Raw genomic sequence first — 20136 nt, forward strand, 5'->3', positions numbered from 1 at the left:
CAATCCGTACTTCTATTATCAGTACTTTTTACTTACTTCAAACTTAGTACTGTTTAGCTTATAAAAAAAATACTATATACCATATTTTATAAAAAGCATGATTAAAATAATGTATATTTGAATTCCTTACATATCCCCTTATTAAAAGCTTTTTCTTTATTTGATTGATTTTATATAAAATGACCAGATTTATAATTATAATACTTTTATTCTGCTCTACAAAAGTTATATCCCAAACAAAGCACTTAGATTCTATTCACTTAAGTAGGATTAACTATTTTAAAAATATAAATAGCGATAGTTTATTCTACTATTGTAATAAACTAGGAGAATCAAATAACATCTGTAAAAAACTAGAAGCTTCTACTGGTAGAGCCTATGGTTTTTATAAACTAAAAAATTATGATGAATCCGAAAGAATAGCTAATCAAGTAATAAAACAGGTTGATTCCATATTAGAAAAGGAAAATTTAACCTGTCTTTTAGACAGAAAAACAGCTGCTTTAAATAGACTTTTCTGGATTAAAAAAAATCAAGAAAAATATGAAGAAGCATATTCTGTTCTTATAAAATGTGAGAATGTAATTATAAATCACCCTATTAAAGATCAAATAAATTTCAGAAATATATTGGGGATAACTCTAAGTAAAGCAATTATAAAAAATAAACTTAATATGCAACAGAGTGCTAAAGACATTTTGTTAGACGCTATCTCTGAAATTAAAAATCCTATTTTAAAAGATCATCAAAAAGAGGACTTTTTCATTCAATGGCAAGCCAATACCTTAAACTGCCTTGGAAACATCTATCTTTCTATAAATAATAAATCCCCTAATAAAGTATACTTAGACTCTGCCGATTATTATTTTGATAAAGCATATAAAACGACCGGACTTTTCACCCCCCTTCATAATGATTCTGAAATCATTTATAACTTTAAAAAAGCTGAAGTTTTAATGGCTAAAAAAGAGTTTTCTAAGGCTATTGATTTAATTGATAATTATAAAAATATAAGCAATGGATATAACTACTTTAATACGGAATATTTTCAAAAAGCTATTTGTTTTCATAATTTGAACAATTCTGATTCTGCTATTTACTATTCAAATCATTTTTTAAAAGATTCTAAAAAGCTTGAGCCAAGTAAATTGATTACTATATACGATATTCTTTCTAATGAATACAACAAGCTAAATAAATTAGACAGTGCCTATAAATACTCAAAACTTACATTAAATCAATACAATTTAGCAAGGAAAAACAAAGACAAAACTTTTAACTTATTCTATAACAACAACTTTAATAAAACTCAACAACTTAACAATACTATAAAAAAAAGAGAATCTGACAAACAACGTAAGCTTATTATATCTTTTGTAGTATTATTATTAACTCTTGCTATTATTACTTTCTATCTTCTTAAAGGTGAAAGAAAAAAGAAAGAAGAGCTTCTTCTTCAGATACACCAAAACAAACCTATAGAAATTGAAAAAAAAGAGTACAATATTGACAAGGATTTAGAAAATAAAATTCTTAACGAATTTAAAAACGTGACGAAAAACTTAGATTTTTTAAAACCTGATTTTTCAATAAACTATATTGCTAATAAACTAGAAACCAACACTACTTATATCTCTTTTGTTTTCAACAAATATCATCGCGAATCTTTCAAACAATATTGTACCAAACTAAAAATTAACTACGTAGTAGAAAAGTTAAAAACAGACAAGAACTTTAGAAAATATTCTATACAAGCCGTAGCTGAAGAAATTGGCTACACCAATGCTTCTGCTTTTACTAGAGCATTTAAAAAACACGTTGGTGTAACCCCTTCTATCTTTTTAAAAAATCTTGATATTAATTAATATAACTCTATCCTTTTTTTACTTTCCTTGTTAAAACAAACCAACCTATTGGTATTATGAGTAACAAAGTATAACATACTACAGATAATAAACTTCCTGTTTTAATAACAGTTGGTTCAAACTTAAAAGTTATTGTATGTTTTCCTTCTGGAACTTCAAGTCCTCTCAACACATAGTTCACTCTATAATAAGGGCTAGCCTTCCCATCAATATAAGCATTCCACCCATATTTATAGTATATTTCAGAAAACACTGCAAACTGTTTTTCTCTTGTTGCTGTTTCATAAACTAGTGTTGTAAGATTCTTTTTAACTAAATTGATGTTAGCTGTTGAATCTTTTTGAAATTGATAAGAACCTTTAAACTGAAATTCTCTGGTATTGATTACTGCTTCTTTCTTTGTTTGTATACTATCTAAAGCTTTTATCTCTTGGTCTGCTGAATTTACTTCCTTTAAAGAATTCACAAACCACGCATTACCATTAGCTTCAGGATTTTCTTGAACTTGTTCATCGCTAATTATAAAATACTTAGTGTTTAACATATTTAACACTTCCATATTATTTTTAGCTATTTGATAATCAAATAATTCTTGATATCGCTTCATTTTCGCTGCATGATATCCGCCAATTGAATTATGAAAATATGAAGTTCTTCCATCTTGCAAGGGACTTACACTAAAGTTTGCTACTCGATAATAACTTTTATCTTTTAAGATTTCTGTATCTGCTTTACTTTCAACAAATGGTTTTTGCACTTTCCTTGCTAAAGTAAAATCTTCTTTATTAACATAGTTGGTATCTATCGATACTAAATCAAACATAATTAATCCCCCTAAAGCTATCAACACAGGAATCTGCTGCAATTTTCCTTTTAAATAAAACCACAACAAACCTCCTACTGCTAAAACTAGTACAAGAGAACGTAAACTATCATTAAATAACATTGCCTTTCTATCAGCAATTAATGCATCTATTAACTCTGGAAGTTGTTGATACTGTCCATCTCGCAATCCTTCAAAAGCAAACAAACTAGAACCAAACAACATGAATAATACCGAGATACCTCCTACAATATAAAAAGCTTTTTTTACGGCATTTTCTTTTTCTTCAGAAGAGATTTCTGATGAGAAAAATTCTTTTAATGCTAAAACACCTAATAATGGAACACACAACTCAGCAATGACTTGAATTGATGAAACTGCTCTAAACTTATTGTATAACGGAACATAATCAATAAAAAAGTTTGTAATTACAGGAAAATTCTTTCCCCAACTTAATACAATTGAAAAAATGGTAGCTGCAACCAACCAGTATTTTAATCGTCCTCTTACTAAGAAAATTCCTAAAAAGAATAAAAAGAAAACAATTACACCTATATAAGCTGGAGCTTCCACAATAGGTTGTTTACCCCAATATGTCAATGTTTGACTTGAATATTCTTTTGCTACATTTTTCCCTGCATTTTGCTCTAAAACTTGATAAAAACTCGAATTTTCTCCTAACTCTTCAACTGTTCCTCCTCCCATAAAACGAGGAATCATCAAGTTAAATGTTTCGGCTATTCCATAGCTATATTCAGTTATATATTCCTTATCTAACCCAGTAGACTTTTCTTTTGGCGTTCCATCAGGATTAATTGTTAGTTCTGATTTTCCTCTCGTACTATAATCAGCATATTCTTTCATTGCCAACAATCTGGTAGAATTAGCTCCGATACCAATTAACATCGCTGCGACCAAAATAGCTGATTGTTTAAGGAACACAGGTAATGTTCTCGATTTGAAAGCTTCAACACCTTCAACAATTGCCAAAATCAACAAACAAAATCCTAAATAATAAGTCATTTGCGGATGATTTGAATAAATCTCTAAAGCCATTGCCAAAGCCGTTAGAATAAATCCGAGTAAATATCGTTTTCTAAAAATATAAATTACTCCTGCAATCACCATTGGCATGTAGCCTATAGCATGTGCTTTCGCATTGTGTCCTGCTCCAAAAATAATTATCAGGTAGGTAGAAAATCCAAAGGACAAACTACCTAAAATAGCTAGCTTCCAGTCAACTTTCAAAGCTGTAAGTAATAAGAAAAAACTAATGAAGTATAAGAAAAGATAATCTGCTGGTCTTGGTAAAAAACGGATTGCTTTATCAATATAACGTACAAAATCATTCGGATAGTAAGCACTTACCTGATAAGCTGGCATACCACTAAAAGCATTATCTAGCCAATAAGGCTCTTCTCCTTTTTCTACTCTATATTCTTTTATATTTTTCGACATTCCTATAAACTGGGTAATGTCATTTTGTTTGATTTGTTTTCCGCTTAAAACTGGATTAAAATACAACACCGAAGCTATTGCAAAAACAACAACTGCTATTGCAAAAGGTAAAATTTTCTTTAAGTTCATGTTAGTCTATTTCTTCATAGTCAACGTACTCGCCAACCGAATTATTACTTTCTTTACCACTATTTGGTTTTTTATCAATAACCGTTTCCCCTACTTCAACAGTTGAATCTTGTTGTTGGCTTCTATACTGTTGTTCTGCTTTCTTTTGCACTTTATCAACAGCTTTCTTTATGAGGTATGGTCCAAAAAGTTTAGCAAAAAATTTTATAGCGTAATAAACTAAAAGAATAATTAATATGGTTTTTAAAAAATTCACAGGTCCAGCTTCATTTAAATATGTCATCTTTTTCTTAAAATAAAAAAATCAATCAAAAATAACAATTTGAAGCAAAAGGAAGCGTTAAGAGTTTACAAAACTTATATTATATAGGTAATTGTATTTTTACGTATGTTTGTACAACCTGAAAATTTGGATTTATTATATGATTAAGAAACTTCTTATCCTTTTTGTTTTTTGCTCTATTTTAACTGCTAACGCGCAATATACACCTGTTATAAATTCAAATAAACCAGGTTTTTCTGAAAGCCCTTATAGTGTTGGTTCGGGTGTTTATCAATTTGAAACAAGTGTTTTTTATAGAAAAATGAATGCTACCCCTACCTTTAGTAATCCTGAAGCTCTTGGTTTAAATTTATTTTTTAGAACTAGTTTTTTTTCTGAAAAACTAGAATTCAACTTCAATACTTCTTTACAAAGAGATAAAATAGCATTTAAAAATATTTTTGAATCATCATATAATAAAACAGGGTTAAGTCAATTTAGCCTAGGAGCAAAATATATGATTTATGCTCCTAAATATGATGATAAGAGTAAAGAAATTAGAAGTTGGAAAGCAAGACATTCTTTTGATTGGAAACGATGGATACCGCATGTTGGGGTTTCAGTAGGTCTAAACATTGGAAACTTTTTAACAGATTATCATGAAAGAGGTGGTTTTAGTCCTAAGATAGGTCTTTTATTACAAAATGAGTTTTCCGATAAGTTAAATGTAATTACCAATGTTCATTACGATTATATTGGTACAGATTTTTCTCAATTTTCTTACATTATAACTGGTACTTATAACTTTGATGATTACTGGTCTGGTTTTGCAGAAATGCAAGGTATTTTTGAAGAATATGAAAAGAAAACTAATATAGGTGCAGGAGCAGCGTATTTATTTAATGAGAACTTACAATTCAACGCTTCAATTAGAGCTAATTTACAACAAGACGAAATTGGGTTTTATTCTGCTATAGGAGTTTCATATAGAATTAACAAACATCAAGATGAATTTGTTGAAATTGATGAATTTGGAAACAAAATAGAGAATGAAAAACAAGTTAAATATGACGAAGACAGAAATTTCTTTGGTCGTATGTTTAGTAAAATAGGAAAACTATTCTCTAAAAAACGTAAACAAAAAGTTGATTTAGATATTTCAAATAAAACTGATGAAGATTTATTAAATGAAAAACCTAGAAGAGAGCGTCAAGAGTCATTGGTAGATATGATAGCTAAAGAGGATAAAAAGCAGAAGAAAAAAACCGCAAAAGAAGAAAGAAAAGCTGCCAAAAAAGCACAAAGAAAAGCCGAAAAAGAAGCTAAACGTAAAGAAAAAGAACGTTTGAAACTTGAAAAAGAAATTAAAAAGGCAGAAGAGGAAGAAGCTAAACGTAAAGAAAAAGAACGCTTAAAACTTGAAAAAGAAATTAAAAAACTAGAAGAAGAAATTAAAAAAGAAGATCAAAAAGAACAAGAAAAAGAGGACAACTAAAAAGTCTTACATTTGTTATATGATTCAAATTAAAGAAATAACCACCAAAAAGGAAATGAAACAATTTGTTAAGTTTCCTTTTTCTCTTTATAAAAACAATAATTACTGGGTTCCTCCTATCATAAAAGACGAAGTTGAAAGTTTTGACAAGGACAAAAACCCTGTTTTTGAGCATGCAAAAGCTCGTTTCTTTATCGCTATAAAGAACAATGAAATTGTTGGTAGAATTGTAGCTATTATCAATACTTATGAAACTGAAAAACAAAACATCAAAAAAATGCGTTTTGGTTGGTTTGATGTGATTGATGATATCCAAGTTTCTAAGGTTTTGTTGGATAAAGTCGCTGAAATAGGGCGTGAAAACAATTTAGAATATATCGAAGGCCCAATAGGTTTCAATAATTTAGACAAAACAGGAGTTCTTACTGATGGTTTTGACCAAATCGGTACAATGATTACATGGTACAACCATCCATACTACTCCAAACACTTAGAACAATTAGGCTTTAAAAAAGAAAAAGAATACATAGAAAGTACATTTTCTTTTAACGATGTTGATATTAAAAAATATCAAAAGGCAAGTACTTTAATTCAAAAAAGGTATCAATTAAAACCTTTAAACTTTACATCTACCAATAAAATAATGCCTTATGTTGATGAGATGTTTGACCTGTTTAGTAAAACATACTCAAAACTATCAACTTACGTCCCTATTTCTAAAGCTCAAATAGCCTACTTTAAAAAGAAATATATAAGTTTTATCAATCCTGAATACATCAAATTTGTTGTAGATAAAGATGACAAACTTGTAGCCTTTGCTATTGTTATGCCTTCGTTTTCATCAGCTTTACAGAAAGCCAATGGTAAGCTTTTTCCTTTGGGAATTTTTCATTTACTAAATGCAAGAAAAAACTCAAAAGACGTGACTTTTTATTTAATCGGTGTGCATCCTGAATACCAAAACAAAGGTGTTACTGCTGTTATTTTCGATCAATTTTATCCTGTTTTCTCTTCAAAAGGTATTAAAAACTGTATAAGAACCCCCGAATTAGAAGATAATCATGCAATTCATCAAATTTGGAAAGAATTTAATCCTAAAATTCATAAACGAAGAAGAACATATAAACTTGATTTATAATGCAATTATTTTACAATCCTAATTTAATAGCTACTTCAAAGGAAATTACTTTCGATAAAGATGAAAGTCGTCATATAATTCGCGTATTACGTAAAAAAGAAGGTGATATACTTCTTATTACAAATGGAAACGGATTACTTTTTTCTGCAGAAATTATTGTTGGAAATGACAAAAAATGTCTCGCTCGTATAATCAAGTTCGAAGAAAAATCACGTACAAGAAATTATTATTTGCATGTAGCCATTGCTCCTACTAAAAACAATGATCGTTTTGAATGGTTTTTAGAAAAAGCAACTGAAATTGGTATTGATGAAATTACCCCAATTATTTGTGAAAATTCTGAAAGAAAAATTGTTAAAATAGATCGGTTATCAAGAATTGTACAGTCGGCAATGAAACAATCTTTACAATGTACACTTCCAAAACTAAATGAGCCTATAAAATTTTCAGATTTTATCGCCCAACATTTTACAAATGAGATTTTTATTGCTCATTGCGAAGAAAATATTGAAAAAAAGTTTTTAAAAAACATAGCCACTCCTAACTCTTCATATACAATTCTTATTGGACCAGAAGGTGATTTTTCGACAAGTGAAATTCAACAATCATTAAACAAAAATTTCACCCCTATATCTTTAGGGTTAAATAGATTAAGAACAGAAACAGCAGGCTTGAATGTAGTGCAGAGTATTAACTTCTTACATCAGTAATTCATTTTTTGTATATTTATCATGAAATAAATTGATAAATTTTGACTACTGCTGACCTATTTAATCTTTTTTTATTAATAAGTGCTCTTCATGGCTTTGCTTTTAGTGTTATACTTTTTTGTTCTAAGAATGGAAGAGAAAAGAGCATGCTATACTTAAACCTTTTAATTTTAGCCATTTCATTAAACAACATACAATCTTGGGCATTAGAAAACGAATTACTTCAGTATAAGTTTGCTTTAGATTACATACAAATACCCTGGCACTTTTTAGCAATGCCTTTCTTGTATATGTTCTTAATTCATTATTTAAATCTTGCTGAAAAATCATACAAAATTCTAAAAATTATTATCCCTGTATTTCTTCTATTGGTAGTAAGTCAAATTAGTTTTGTTATATATTACAGTGATACAGTTTCAAATGAAAATCTTGCTTATACATATGAAAGATATACTTCTTTTGAAGAAATTTTTAGCTTAGTCACTTCCCTAAGCATTTTTGCATACTCATTTTATATATTATACAAAAAAGAAAAACTATTTCCGAAAATACTATCATACGACAATTTAAAATGGATTTACACTTTCTTTAAGCTAACCTCTGTCGGTTATTTTCTTTGGATTTTAGCTTTAATCATTAAAGTTAGCATGAATTTTACAGGTTTTCTATTTTCTTATTATCCTTTAAGAATTTATACGACAGTACTTATTTATTGGTTAGGATATCAGGGGTTAAAACAAATTAGAGTATTAAAAGAACGAGAAAACATTAGAAAATCATTGCTAATCGATTTAAATGGTGATTTCAGCGTAGATACTATTAAACTTAACTCTAAACAACAGTTTTCAGACAATTTAACAGAAAGACAAAAAGAACAATTTACCGAAATTGACAGTTTTATTAGAACTAAGAAAAAGTTTTTACAAACAAAATACACTCTTCAACATTTATCTTCTGATACAGAATTGAGTTCAAGTACTCTTTCGTTAATTATAAATAATGTAGCTAAAAAATCGTTTACAGACTATTTAAATGAAATGAGAGTCGAACAAGCTAAAATATTATTGCTAGATTCAAATTATGCCGATTATACAATTACCTCTGTTGGTTTAGAATCTGGTTTTAACTCAAAATCAACATTTTACACCGTTTTTAAAAAACATACAGGATATACTCCTTTTGAATTTAAAAATTTATCACTAGCAATTAACTAAACTTATTGCTTTTTATAAAAAAAGAGTTCGAAAACATCCAGTTTGGATGTTTTCGAACTCTTTTTTTTGTTTTATACATTATATTTACTTTGTGAAAATTAGAAATTGAATATAATTGAAAATAGTTGAAGGGGTTTTCTATTTATTTTAAGATTTCTAAGAATTTGTTGAGAACCACTCTCAATACGAAAAAGAGAAAGGTATAAAGCTAAAAACACCAATAATTATTATTGGTGTTTTTTATTGAAATGTACACCTCTTAATAAAGGAAAAATTACCTTTTTTTTATTTTTTTATAAAAAAATTTATCCTAAAACGTCCAGACTGGATGTTTTAGGACTAACTATCACTTTGCTTACATTATATTCACTACATAAATTATACAATTATTGAAACAAAGAAATTTCAATAAAATGTACAATTTACATTTAAGGGGAAAAGAAAACACCAACAATTTTATTTGTTGGTGTTTTTGTTGTCCTTTTATTATATTGCCTCCTTAACACAACTTTAAAGCAAATGAGATTTATTTTAGTTTTACTTTTTTTTTTAAACAACTCTAATATTCATTCTCAGCAGGTTGCTATTATACAATATAAAGGTGGTGGAGATTGGTATGCAAATCCAACGGCTTTACCCAATTTAATAGAGTTTTCAAACACGAATGCAAGAACTCAAATAGACAAAAATATCCAAACAGTTACATTAGATGATGAAGCTATTTTTAACTACCCTATTACTTTCATTACAGGACATGGAAATATTTTTTTCACTAATGATGAAATTAAAGTCTTAAGAGATTATCTAACTTCTGGTGGCTTTTTACATATATCTGACAACTATGGAATAGATCAATATATACGAAGAGAGTTAAAAAAAGTTTTTCCTGAATTAGAGCTTCAAGAAATTCCTAAAAATCATCCTATTTACCATCAAACTTTTTCGTTCCCTAATGGCCTTCCTAAGATTCATGAACATGACAGCAAGCCTCCCAAAGGTTATGGGCTATTTTACAATGGAAGACTAATCGTTTTCTACGATTATGAAAGTGATTTAAGTGATGGATGGGAAGCTCCAGAAATACACAATGATCCAATAGAAATAAGAGAAAAGGCTTTAAAAATGGGGACAAACATTATAGAATATGCCTTTAAACATTAATAACACACAAATAGATGATATTAAAATAAATTTTGATACCGAAGCCTTATGGATGTTAAATCTCGCCTTAGCTATTATTATGTTTGGAATAGCTTTGGATATTAAAGTTGATGATTTTAAAAGACTAATTAACAATCCTAAAATTTTATTTGTTGGTTTATTATCTCAGTTTATTTTACTACCTTTTTTAACATTTGTTCTTGTTTATATAATAAAACCTTATCCAAGTTTTGCTTTGGGTATGATGCTTGTTGCTGCATGCCCTGGAGGGAATGTTTCTAATTTTTATAGTAAAATGGCTAATGGTAATGCAGCCTTATCGGTAAGTTTAACTGCTTGTGCTACTATTATATGTTTAATAATGACACCCTTAAATTTAGAATTGTGGGCCAGTTTATACAAACCCACAAACCTGATTTTAAAAAATGTATCATTAAATCCTTTCGATTTATTTAAATTGGTGCTACTCATTTTAGGAATTCCAATTGTTTTAGGAATGTTCGTTAATTACTTTCATCCTAAAATGGCGAAAAAAATAAATACACTATTACGACCATTTTCTATCTTCTTTTTTCTATTATTAATTGTAATTGCTTTGTATGACAATGCTGATATTTTTAACAACCATATTCACCATGTATTCTTTTTAGTTATTTTTCATAACATTTACGCTTTTGGTATAGGTTATATAACTGCTAAATTGTTTAAACTAAATAAAAAAGACTATAAAACAATTACTTTTGAGACAGGTATTCAAAATAGTGGCTTAGGATTATTATTAATTTTTAGTTTCTTTGATGGCTTGGGAGGAATGGCTTTATTAGCCGCTTTTTGGGGTATTTGGGATATTTTTTCTGGAATGACACTTGCCACCTATTGGGGAAGGAAAAACAACAAATGAGAACATTAGTATATTACTTTTTTAAATTTTATGTTAGAGTAGGTTTATTCTTTTACTCTAAAAAGATAACTGTTACAGGAAATAAAAACATTCCTAAAGACGGAGCTATTGTATTTGCTGCGAATCATCCAAATGGTCTGCTGGACCCTTTATTAATAGCCACACATACAAAAAGAAGAATAAGTTTCTTAGTACAAGCAGCTATTTTTAACAATCCTTTTGTGTCCAATTTTTTTGATTTATTGGGAATGATGCCTATTTATCGAATTAAAGACGGAATTCAACAGTTAAATAAAAATGAGGCTATTTTTAATAAATGTGAAGCTTTATTAAAAGGCAACAAAGCACTATTAATTTTCCCTGAAGGAAGCCATAATAAAAATAGAACTATTAGAACTTTAAGTAAAGGGTTTACACGAATTATATTTAAAACGTTAGACAATTATCCTAACACTCAAATTCATATTGTTCCTGTTGGAATTACTTATCAAAATGTTTCAAACTTCCCGTCTAAATCTGCCATTCAATTTGGTACTCCTATTTTAGCCAATGATTTTTATGATAAGGAAAACTTCAATCAATCAGCAAAAATCATCAAAGATCAAGTTTCTAATCAGTTAAAAAAACTAAGTGTACATATAAAACATGATGAAAATTATGACGCTGTTTTATCTAGTTTAAACAATGCACAAATTGATTTTACTCAAGTTAGCACTGTTAATTCAATAATTAAAAAGAAGAATTATCCTGAAAAGAAAAAGCGCAGTAAAAACTACGCTTTTCTCTTATTTTGTCTAATTGCTATAAATAGTATTGTGCCTTTTTCTATCTGGAAAATGATTAGTAATAAAGTTGATGAATTTGAATTTATTGATACTTTTCGTTTAAGTATAAATGCTTTTTTATTTCCAATCTTTTACTGTATTCAAAGCTGGGCTATTTATCTAATTTTTAATTGGCAAATAGCTTTCATTTATTTTATAAGCTCCTTTCTCCTTGTATTTATGTATGTAAAATTATCTCCTACTCCGCCATCAAAATAGCCTCTTGAATATCTTGCTGTATTTTGGTACGGATGTTACTTTTAACCAATCCATAATTTTTCATGGTAGGATATGTTCTATTAGATAAAAACACATAAACAACACCTGTAGCAGGGTCTGCCCAAGTATAGGTCCCTGTAAAACCACTATGTCCAAAACTCTCATCAGAAACACATCCGCAAGTTGCTTTTATATCAGGATTTAATTGTGGTTTATCAAAACCTAAACCTCTACGAACCTTTTTATCTTCATAATAACGCTTGTTAAACTTATGTATCGTTTCGGGTTCAAAATATCTTTTCCCTCCATATGAACCATCTTGCAAAAACATCTGCATTACTTTTGCTACATCATTAGCATTGGCAAATAATCCTGCATGACCTCCTACTCCACCTAACATGGCTGCTCCCATATCGTGTACATAACCATGCACCAGTTGATGTCTATAATAATCATCTTTTTCTGTAGGAACTATTTCGCTTTTATCAAATTTATTTAAAGGTAAATAAGTCATCCTATCAGCTCCTAATGATTGATAAAATTGTTCATCAACCAACTTATTTAAAGGTCTCTTGTACTTTCTTTCTAAAATTTCTTTAAATATATAATATCCTAAATCACTATACTTATACCCTGGTTTTTTTCGTTGTTCTGAATCTACAATATGCTTGTAAATTGAGTCTTTATAATCTTTTGCTAAATACAGGTTTTTAGCCACTTTTATGCTAAATCGTGGAGTGCGTTTTTTTCGATAGTATTTTGTTGAATTTTTACCCGTTTTTTCGTCTTTAGTATCTAAATAAAAAGGAATCCATGCACGCAAACGTCCATAATGAGACAATATCTCTTTTAGTAATAAAGTATCTTTATTAGAATCTTTAAACTGAGGCAACACATCACCTAAATTAGAAAATAAGCTGATTTTTCTTTCTTCTTCAGCCTTCATAATCATTGGTAACGATGCTAAAATTTTAGTTAATGAAGCTAAGTCATATACATCTGAATTTTTAACTGCTCTATTTTTAAATAATGTATGATATCCAAAACTTTTATTGTAAATAACTTTCCCGTTTCTAGCTACTAATATTTGCCCACCAGGAGACATTTTTTGACTTAAAATAGTATCTATTCGCTTATCTATTATTGATAGTTTCTCTGAAGATACTCCTGCTTCTTCCGGAATAGTATATTGCAACACACCTAAACCTTGTATTTTCAATCCGTCCCCTACCTTGAACTCATCTTTAATTGAAACAGGTAGCTTCCCTTTTAAGTCAAAAGCTCCAAAAAGTGCCTGCGCAGAAAGCTCTTGAGATAACCTACTATTTTGATATGAAACTACAATTCCTTCTATATTATTAAATGATTGCACTTGCAGTAGACTATAAGGACTTGTAAAAACATCTAAAATCACTTTCTTTGTTCTAGCTATTTCTTGTAACCAAACTAAATCTTTGTTAGAAAACTTATAGCTTTTCCATGGATTCTTATTAGACTTGTGAAAACCAACAACTACTAAATTATATTTTTGTAACTTTTGTAGCAGAACACTTAAATGTTTTTCAGAAATCCTATCAACTTTAGTATAATTTTTAAGCATTTCATAAAACTGGGTTCCATCATCATTTCCTAAAGAAACATAAGCCACCTTTTTATCTTGAAGATTTTTAATAGGCAAAATATCTTCTTTATTTTTTATTACCGTAATAGAATTCTTAATTAATTTTCGGTACAAAACCTCATCATAAGGAGAATTCAAGTCTTTTGAAATATGCTCGGTAGCAACAGGTTGATATTTGCTTAATCCTACTAAGTATTTTGCCTTTAATATCTTTTTTACAGAATGATTTAAACGTTCTTCTGTTAGTTTCCCTTCTTGTATTGCTTTTTTAATCAAGGTTATTGAACCAGGAACGTCTTGAGGAATTAACAACAAATCATTCCCTGCTAAAATAGCAGCTAAATCAATCTCTGCTGAAGTTGAATAATTCGCAGCTCCTTTCATATTTAACCCATCTGTAATTATCAACCCTTTGAAGCCTAGCTTATGTTGTAGTAAATTTGTTACTACATTTTTTGATAACGATGATGGTAATTTCGGATTAGACTCCAAAGCAGGAATACTTAAATGTGCTGTCATTACACTTGCTACTCCTTCATTAAACAACTTCTTATATGGATATAATTCTATCGAATCTAATCGTTCTTCTTTAAAATTGATAGTAGGTAAAGTTTGATGCGAATCAGTTTCAGTATCACCATGTCCTGGAAAATGCTTTGCGTTGGCTAAAACTCCAACACCTTGCATTCCCTTTATAAAGGCCTTTGCTTTATGAGTTACATTCTCTTTATTTTCACCAAAAGAGCGGTTTCCAATTATCGGATTATTCGGATTTGTATTGATATCTACTACTGGGGCAAAATTCATATGAATACCAACTCGCTTACAGTGCTCTCCTATTCTTTTTCCAGTTTCTTTTAACAATTCATCATCTTGAATTGCTCCTAAAGTCATATTCCAAGGAAAACGATACGTGTTTTTCAATCGCATATCTAACCCCCATTCACCATCGAACCCAATTAAAAGAGGAACTTTTGCTAACTTTTGGTACTTATTATTTAATTTTACTTGCTTCTCTGGAGTACCTTGCATAAAAATAATATTACCAACATGATATTTTGTAACCATATTAGAAATAAAATCTTCATGGGTTTTATCCTTATTTGAATAAGCTTGTATCATAAATAATTGCCCTATTTTTTCATCAATAGACATATTTTTCATGATACTATCAACCCAAACATTTTGCCTTGTATAATCTTTCGATAGTAATGGATCTACTTCTACTTGTTGAGCTTGTAGTATTTGTATAAAAATAAGAGCGAATAAAGTAAGTGCCTTTTTCTTCATATATCTTACGCCTTTAACCTTTCAGACGTGACTTAAATTAAAGTTAATAATGTATTCTTTCGAAGTAAAATCAATAGTTATACCAAAAAGCGTGCATGCCAACTTTCTTTTGCCGGCACTTCCCATTTGGTTTCAAAATCTTCTTTAGTATTTACCATATTGTTGAATACTACAGTTTCTGGAGTTATTTTTTGCTCTTTAACAAAATTTTGAAATTCTGGAAGCTTGACTATGTTGATGTTTTCTCCGTCTTTAAAAGAAACATTCATTTTATCCATTAAATCTAACTTTAGTTCTTTTTCCAACTCTTGTACAAAACGTACTGAAGCATCTATTGAACAACCAGAAACATTGTTAAAGTTTTCATCTACTGCTAATACCAAAAACTGTTTATATTTAATCGTAAACGATCCTTTTAAGTCATCTCCATGACGTGTCCAATTATCAATAAAAAGTAATGCTTTCGCACTAATGTGTTCTATTTCTTCTTGTGAAAGTTCTCTATCTGATTGATATACCCATACTCTTGAGTTTATGGGTAATTTTTTATATTCTGTAAACATTTTCCTTAGTGATATTTATTCATTATTAATATACCAATTAAATTCTCTAAATTAGAAAACTAACAAGTTATATGCTTAAAAATAAATGTTAAAAGATTATCTTAAATTAAACTTTTGTTGAAGAGCTTGTAGCTTTTCTTCATCGGTCATTGTATCTTTTGGTGCAGACATGCGTTCTTTAATTTCTCGTAATACTTTTTTAGTGTACAATGGAAAATCTGCATTTTGAATCCAAGCATTATAGCCAGGATTTTCTTTTAGTACTTCTTCAACTGTTCTTCCTTTATATTTTCCAAAAGAAAAAATTTCCTGATCATCATCATTAAACAAAATAAAACCTGCAAAATCAGCCCTTTTTCCATGAGTAGAAAACTCACTTAGTGCTTCTACTGTGTTTTCTAAATCATCATACTTATCAACCTGTGCTAATAAGATTTCGTAAGTTGCATTGGTATCTGCTTCTGCTCCATGGGCTCCTTCTAACTCTTTTCCACAATAAAATTGATATCCTGCGCTTAGTGTTCTTTGTTCTTTTTTATGAAAAATAGTTTGTACATCAACCGCTTTACGATCATTCATATCAAAATCAATACCTGCACGCAATAATTCTTCTGCTAATAACGGAATATCAAATCGATTTGAATTAAATCCAGCCAAATCTGCGTCAGAAATCATTTCATTTATTTGTGATGCTAATTCTTTAAATGTAGGCTCGTTTACTACTTTTTCGTTAGTAATTCCATGTACTTCTGTCGACTCTGCAGGAATTTCTATTTCTGGATTTACCAACCATGTTTTACTTTCTTTATTTCCATTTGGAAATACTTTTAAAATTGATATTTCTACAACTCTATCTTTTGCTATATTTATTCCTGTGGTTTCTAAGTCAAAAAATACTATGGGTTTTGTTAAATTTAATTTCATTCTCTTGATTATGGGGTTCAGTACAAAAGGTTCTAAAAGATGCTTTTAATTTAAATTACATCTTCTCCTTCTTTATTATTCGTTGTTTAATTGTTCTTTAAATTCGTTTATTTTATCTAACACCTTTTGTGGCAATGTTGGCTCTTTAAAGTTATACTTTTCTAATTCTTCTTGCAAGATTTTTGCTACAATATAACGAGCGCTTGGTTTATTATCTGCTGGTATTACATACCATGGGGCATAACTTGTTGATGTTCTTTGTAATAAATCTTTATAACATTCTTGATAATTATCCCACAGTTTACGTTCTTCTAAATCTCCTTCTGAGAATTTCCAATTCTTTTCTTGTATATTTAAACGACGTAAAAGTCTATCTTTTTGCTCTTCTTTTGAAACGTTTAAAAAGAACTTTAAAATAATAGTTCCACTATCAGAAACATGTTTTTCAAACTGATTGATACGTTCCATTCTACTATAGTAAAACTCATCAGTCAAATCATCTAAACTTTTTACTGACGGAATATTTTCGGCAAACACATATTCTGGATGCACTCTTGTAACCAACACATTCTCATAATGTGTGCGATTAAAAACTCCTATTTTCCCTTTAGCTGGTAGCGCTATATAATGGCGCCATAAAAAATCGTGTTTTAATTCTATATCGGTTGGCACTTTAAAACTATGTACTACTACCCCGCGTGCATTAACATCTTTAAATACTTCACGAATTAAACTGTCTTTTCCTGCCGTATCCATTCCTTGTAAGCAAATCAACACACTATACTTACCTTCTGCATACATAGTATCTTGTAACTCACTTATTCTTTTTCTCGCTTTTTTTAGTTTCTTCTTAGTATTATCAATCTCTTCTTTAGTCGAAAACTCTTTTAAATCTTTTTCGCCAGAAAATATATAGCTGTCTATATTCATTAATTCTTTTTATAGCATAAAAGTACAAAAATATAGACTCTTTTGCATTGATTTTTTCTTGGTTATTATCAATTCTTACAATTAAGAACGTAGTAACTGTACGAATTATTTTTAGAGTTTTATCTCACTAATTAAATTTAAGAAAATGAAAAATACTGTTATCATACAAGCAAGTTCAAAAAGCAACGGCAACACGCATAAAATTATCAACTACCTCAACAACAATCAAGCTATTGATGTTATTGACTTAAAAACAAAAAATATTGGCTTTTTTGAATATGATTTTAGCAATGCTGACGATGATTTCATCCCACTAATGGAAAAAATTATTCATAAATACGATACACTAATATTTGCTACTCCTGTGTATTGGTATAGTATGAGCGCTACACTAAAAACATTTTTTGATAGACTTTCAGACTTACTACATTATAAAAAGGATTTAGGTAGACAGTTGCGAGGTAAAAACATGGCTATGATTAGTAATTCTGGTGCTAATGACCTTAGAGATGGTTTTGAAATGCCTTTTATTGAAAGTGCAAAATATTTAGGCATGAACTATCTTGGTAGTACTCATGCTTGGTTTACTGAAAACGGAAACGATATACATCCTGATGCAAAAGTTAAGATTAATGAATTTAGAAATATTTTAACTACTAAAAATTTTAAGGATGTTTTAACCCGTTAGAATTTTAAGATGTCGTTTTTTTACAATTTATAAGAAACCTTTGACTGTACTTTTGAGTTTTAATTTTAATTCATCACAATGCAAAAAGTAATTATAGCTCAAATAGCAATTCAACAGGGAAAAGAAAACGATTTTTTAAAATTGGCAATAGAAATGGTAAAAACAAGTAACGCTGAAACTGGATGTATTACCTATCGATTACATAAAGACCTATTTAATGAAAGTAATTATTTGTTTTATGAAGAGTATATTGACAGCAAAGCTGTAGATGCACATAATAACTCTACACACTTTCATCAATTTATAAAGGATATTACTCCTTTAATTACCAAAGAGCCTATTATAAACATTTATTAATCTAAATGAGTGTAAAACACTATAAACCATCAAAATACCTATCTCCTTATATTGATAGGTATTTTGTTTGTTCTCAAACCAAAAGTCTACCCTTAATTTTACCAGGCACTGGTTTAGAAGTGCTTTTTCATATTGGTACTCCTTTATCCATCGATAACAAAAAATTAGATATTGCTCATGTTATTTGTCCGAGAGAAAAATTAATTTTTGATTCAGCTAACAATGTAAATTATATTTCTGTACGTTTTCATAGTGGTGGCTTTAGACATTTTACTTCTATTCCACATACACAAATTGTTAATCAATATTTATCTGTAGAAGAAATATGGCAAAATGAAGGCAAAGAGCTTTTAGATATTCTTTTTTCATTACCTAGTGTAGAAGAAAAAATTAAATTAATTGATTTCTTTCTATGCAATCAATTAAAGAAACACCATTTTTCTGATATCGTTAATTGGGATTTAGTAATTAAAACTCTATACAAAAACTTCAATTCAATATCTCTTCATAAATTGGCACATCAAAGTAATCTAAGTTACCGTCAATTCGAACGTATTTTCAAACAAAAATTTGGAGTCTCTCCAAAAAAATTTCAACGAATCACCAGATTACAAAAAACCGTAAAACAAGTATTGCTAACAAGCAATAAGCATTATTTGTCTACTGCTTTAGATAACGGTTATTATGATCAGAGTCATTTTATACGAGAATTTCAAAGTTTTACAAATCTTAAACCTTCAGAGTATTTTGTAACTAAAAACTTTGAAAACCATTTTTATTACAAACCTTTAAGCTAGTCAATCCAGTTTTTAAAATCTTTTACTCGCTCACGACTTACAATTATTTCTGCTTCATCATAAGAATGCAACTTTAATTGTAATCGAGAATTTGTGTAGGATACCATATCTTTTATCGCATTTATATGTACCATAAAAGTTCTGTTTGCACGAAAAAACTGTTCTGGATTTAATTGTTCTTGCCAATGTTCTAATGAATTATCTATCAAATAACTTCTATTAGAATTTGTATGTATATAAGTAGCCTTATTTTCTGAGTAAAAACACTCAATTTCATCTACATGAATTATTTTTAAATGCTGTCCAACTTTAATCGTAAATCGCTTTTTATATTTTCTATCAATCGGATTAATTAACAGTTTACGAATTTCATCTACATTAACCTTTAATTCTGTTTGTTGTGGTCTATTCTCTTTAAACTTATTAACAGCAACTTGTAACTCATCTTCATCAATAGGTTTTAATAAATAATCTATTGAATTTAATTTAAAAGCTTTTAACGCATATTCATCATATGCTGTTGTAAAAATAATCGCTGATTTTACATTAACTTCTTCAAAAATTTCAAATGACAATCCATCAGAAAGTTGAATATCTAAAAAAATTAAATCTGGATGTTGATTGTTTTGAAACCAATTGATGGCTTCTTCTACAGAATGCAGCATTTTTTGTACTTCAATATTCAACTCTGCCAACATTCTATTCAATCTTCTCGCTGCTGGCTTTTCATCTTCAATAATTATAACATTCATAGTTTAGTTTTTAGC

General features: G+C 29.0%; 18 protein-coding genes. 11 read left to right on the top strand and 7 right to left on the bottom strand.

Annotated features, from left to right (window positions below):
• Positions 1-179 precede the first annotated feature (179 nt).
• Entirely contained in the window at positions 180-1865 is a 1686-nt protein-coding gene (locus DFQ07_RS07840; RefSeq protein WP_133535740.1) for a helix-turn-helix domain-containing protein, read from the top strand.
• A gap of 7 nt (positions 1866-1872) precedes the next feature.
• On the opposite strand, the gene DFQ07_RS07845 is transcribed toward DFQ07_RS07840, so the two are convergent.
• Positions 1873-4275, bottom strand: a complete 2403-nt coding sequence (locus tag DFQ07_RS07845) for a YfhO family protein (protein ID WP_133535741.1) — start codon at positions 4273-4275, stop codon at positions 1873-1875.
• Position 4276: 1 nt separating this feature from the next.
• Positions 4277-4558, bottom strand: coding sequence for a DUF4834 family protein (locus DFQ07_RS07850; RefSeq protein WP_133535742.1), 282 nt, complete (start codon positions 4556-4558; stop codon positions 4277-4279).
• A gap of 139 nt (positions 4559-4697) precedes the next feature.
• Here DFQ07_RS07850 and DFQ07_RS07855 point away from each other — a divergent pair, with 139 nt between their 5' ends.
• The 7 genes from DFQ07_RS07855 to DFQ07_RS07885 all read left to right on the top strand — a co-directional run bounded on the left by DFQ07_RS07855 (position 4698) and on the right by DFQ07_RS07885 (position 12199).
• Positions 4698-6032: a transporter gene (locus DFQ07_RS07855; RefSeq protein ID WP_133535743.1), complete on the top strand. Its 1335-nt coding sequence runs from the start codon at positions 4698-4700 to the stop codon at positions 6030-6032.
• Between the two features lie 19 nt (positions 6033-6051).
• A complete protein-coding gene (locus tag DFQ07_RS07860) occupies positions 6052-7170 on the top strand; it encodes a GTP cyclohydrolase (RefSeq protein ID WP_133535744.1) in 1119 nt (372 codons plus the stop codon).
• Positions 7170-7880, top strand: coding sequence for a 16S rRNA (uracil(1498)-N(3))-methyltransferase (locus tag DFQ07_RS07865; RefSeq protein ID WP_133535745.1), 711 nt, complete (start codon positions 7170-7172; stop codon positions 7878-7880). Before DFQ07_RS07860 ends, DFQ07_RS07865 begins: the two co-directional genes overlap by 1 nt.
• Positions 7881-8026: 146 nt before the next feature.
• The gene (locus tag DFQ07_RS07870; protein ID WP_133535746.1) at positions 8027-9094 is read left to right on the top strand and encodes a helix-turn-helix domain-containing protein; all 1068 of its coding nucleotides are present in this window, start codon (positions 8027-8029) and stop codon (positions 9092-9094) included.
• Positions 9095-9613: 519 nt separating this feature from the next.
• Entirely contained in the window at positions 9614-10255 is a 642-nt protein-coding gene (locus DFQ07_RS07875) for a DUF4159 domain-containing protein (protein ID WP_133535747.1), read from the top strand.
• Positions 10239-11156 (top strand): bile acid:sodium symporter family protein, encoded by a 918-nt coding sequence (locus DFQ07_RS07880; RefSeq protein WP_133535748.1) that lies wholly within the window; start codon positions 10239-10241, stop codon positions 11154-11156. Before DFQ07_RS07875 ends, DFQ07_RS07880 begins: the two co-directional genes overlap by 17 nt.
• Positions 11153-12199, top strand: a complete 1047-nt coding sequence (locus tag DFQ07_RS07885; protein WP_133535749.1) for a lysophospholipid acyltransferase family protein — start codon at positions 11153-11155, stop codon at positions 12197-12199. Before DFQ07_RS07880 ends, DFQ07_RS07885 begins: the two co-directional genes overlap by 4 nt.
• On the opposite strand, the gene DFQ07_RS07890 is transcribed toward DFQ07_RS07885, so the two are convergent.
• From DFQ07_RS07890 to DFQ07_RS07905, 4 genes are all read right to left on the bottom strand, one after another.
• Positions 12180-15110, bottom strand: coding sequence for a glycoside hydrolase family 3 N-terminal domain-containing protein (locus DFQ07_RS07890; protein WP_133535750.1), 2931 nt, complete (start codon positions 15108-15110; stop codon positions 12180-12182). The genes DFQ07_RS07885 and DFQ07_RS07890 overlap by 20 nt on opposite strands.
• A 77-nt stretch (positions 15111-15187) precedes the next feature.
• Entirely contained in the window at positions 15188-15673 is a 486-nt protein-coding gene (locus DFQ07_RS07895; RefSeq protein WP_133535751.1) for an ABC transporter ATPase, read from the bottom strand.
• A 96-nt stretch (positions 15674-15769) separates the two neighbouring features.
• Positions 15770-16597, bottom strand: coding sequence for a 3'-5' exonuclease (locus DFQ07_RS07900; RefSeq protein WP_133535752.1), 828 nt, complete (start codon positions 16595-16597; stop codon positions 15770-15772).
• Between the two features lie 75 nt (positions 16598-16672).
• Positions 16673-17527 (bottom strand): PPK2 family polyphosphate kinase, encoded by an 855-nt coding sequence (locus tag DFQ07_RS07905; RefSeq protein WP_133535753.1) that lies wholly within the window; start codon positions 17525-17527, stop codon positions 16673-16675.
• Between the two features lie 145 nt (positions 17528-17672).
• On the opposite strand from DFQ07_RS07905, the gene DFQ07_RS07910 reads away from it, so the two are divergent.
• From DFQ07_RS07910 to DFQ07_RS07920, 3 genes are all read left to right on the top strand, one after another.
• Positions 17673-18215 (top strand): flavodoxin family protein, encoded by a 543-nt coding sequence (locus DFQ07_RS07910; RefSeq protein WP_133535754.1) that lies wholly within the window; start codon positions 17673-17675, stop codon positions 18213-18215.
• Positions 18216-18293: 78 nt separating this feature from the next.
• Positions 18294-18572: a putative quinol monooxygenase gene (locus tag DFQ07_RS07915; RefSeq protein ID WP_133535755.1), complete on the top strand. Its 279-nt coding sequence runs from the start codon at positions 18294-18296 to the stop codon at positions 18570-18572.
• A gap of 5 nt (positions 18573-18577) precedes the next feature.
• Positions 18578-19369: a helix-turn-helix domain-containing protein gene (locus DFQ07_RS07920; protein ID WP_133535756.1), complete on the top strand. Its 792-nt coding sequence runs from the start codon at positions 18578-18580 to the stop codon at positions 19367-19369.
• Here the strand turns inward: DFQ07_RS07920 and DFQ07_RS07925 are convergent.
• A complete protein-coding gene (locus DFQ07_RS07925) occupies positions 19366-20121 on the bottom strand; it encodes a LytR/AlgR family response regulator transcription factor (protein ID WP_133535757.1) in 756 nt (251 codons plus the stop codon). The genes DFQ07_RS07920 and DFQ07_RS07925 overlap by 4 nt on opposite strands.
• Positions 20122-20136: the final 15 nt, after the last annotated feature.

Source organism: Tenacibaculum caenipelagi (genome assembly GCF_004363005.1).
In the GTDB taxonomy this organism is placed as follows: domain Bacteria; phylum Bacteroidota; class Bacteroidia; order Flavobacteriales; family Flavobacteriaceae; genus Polaribacter; species Polaribacter caenipelagi.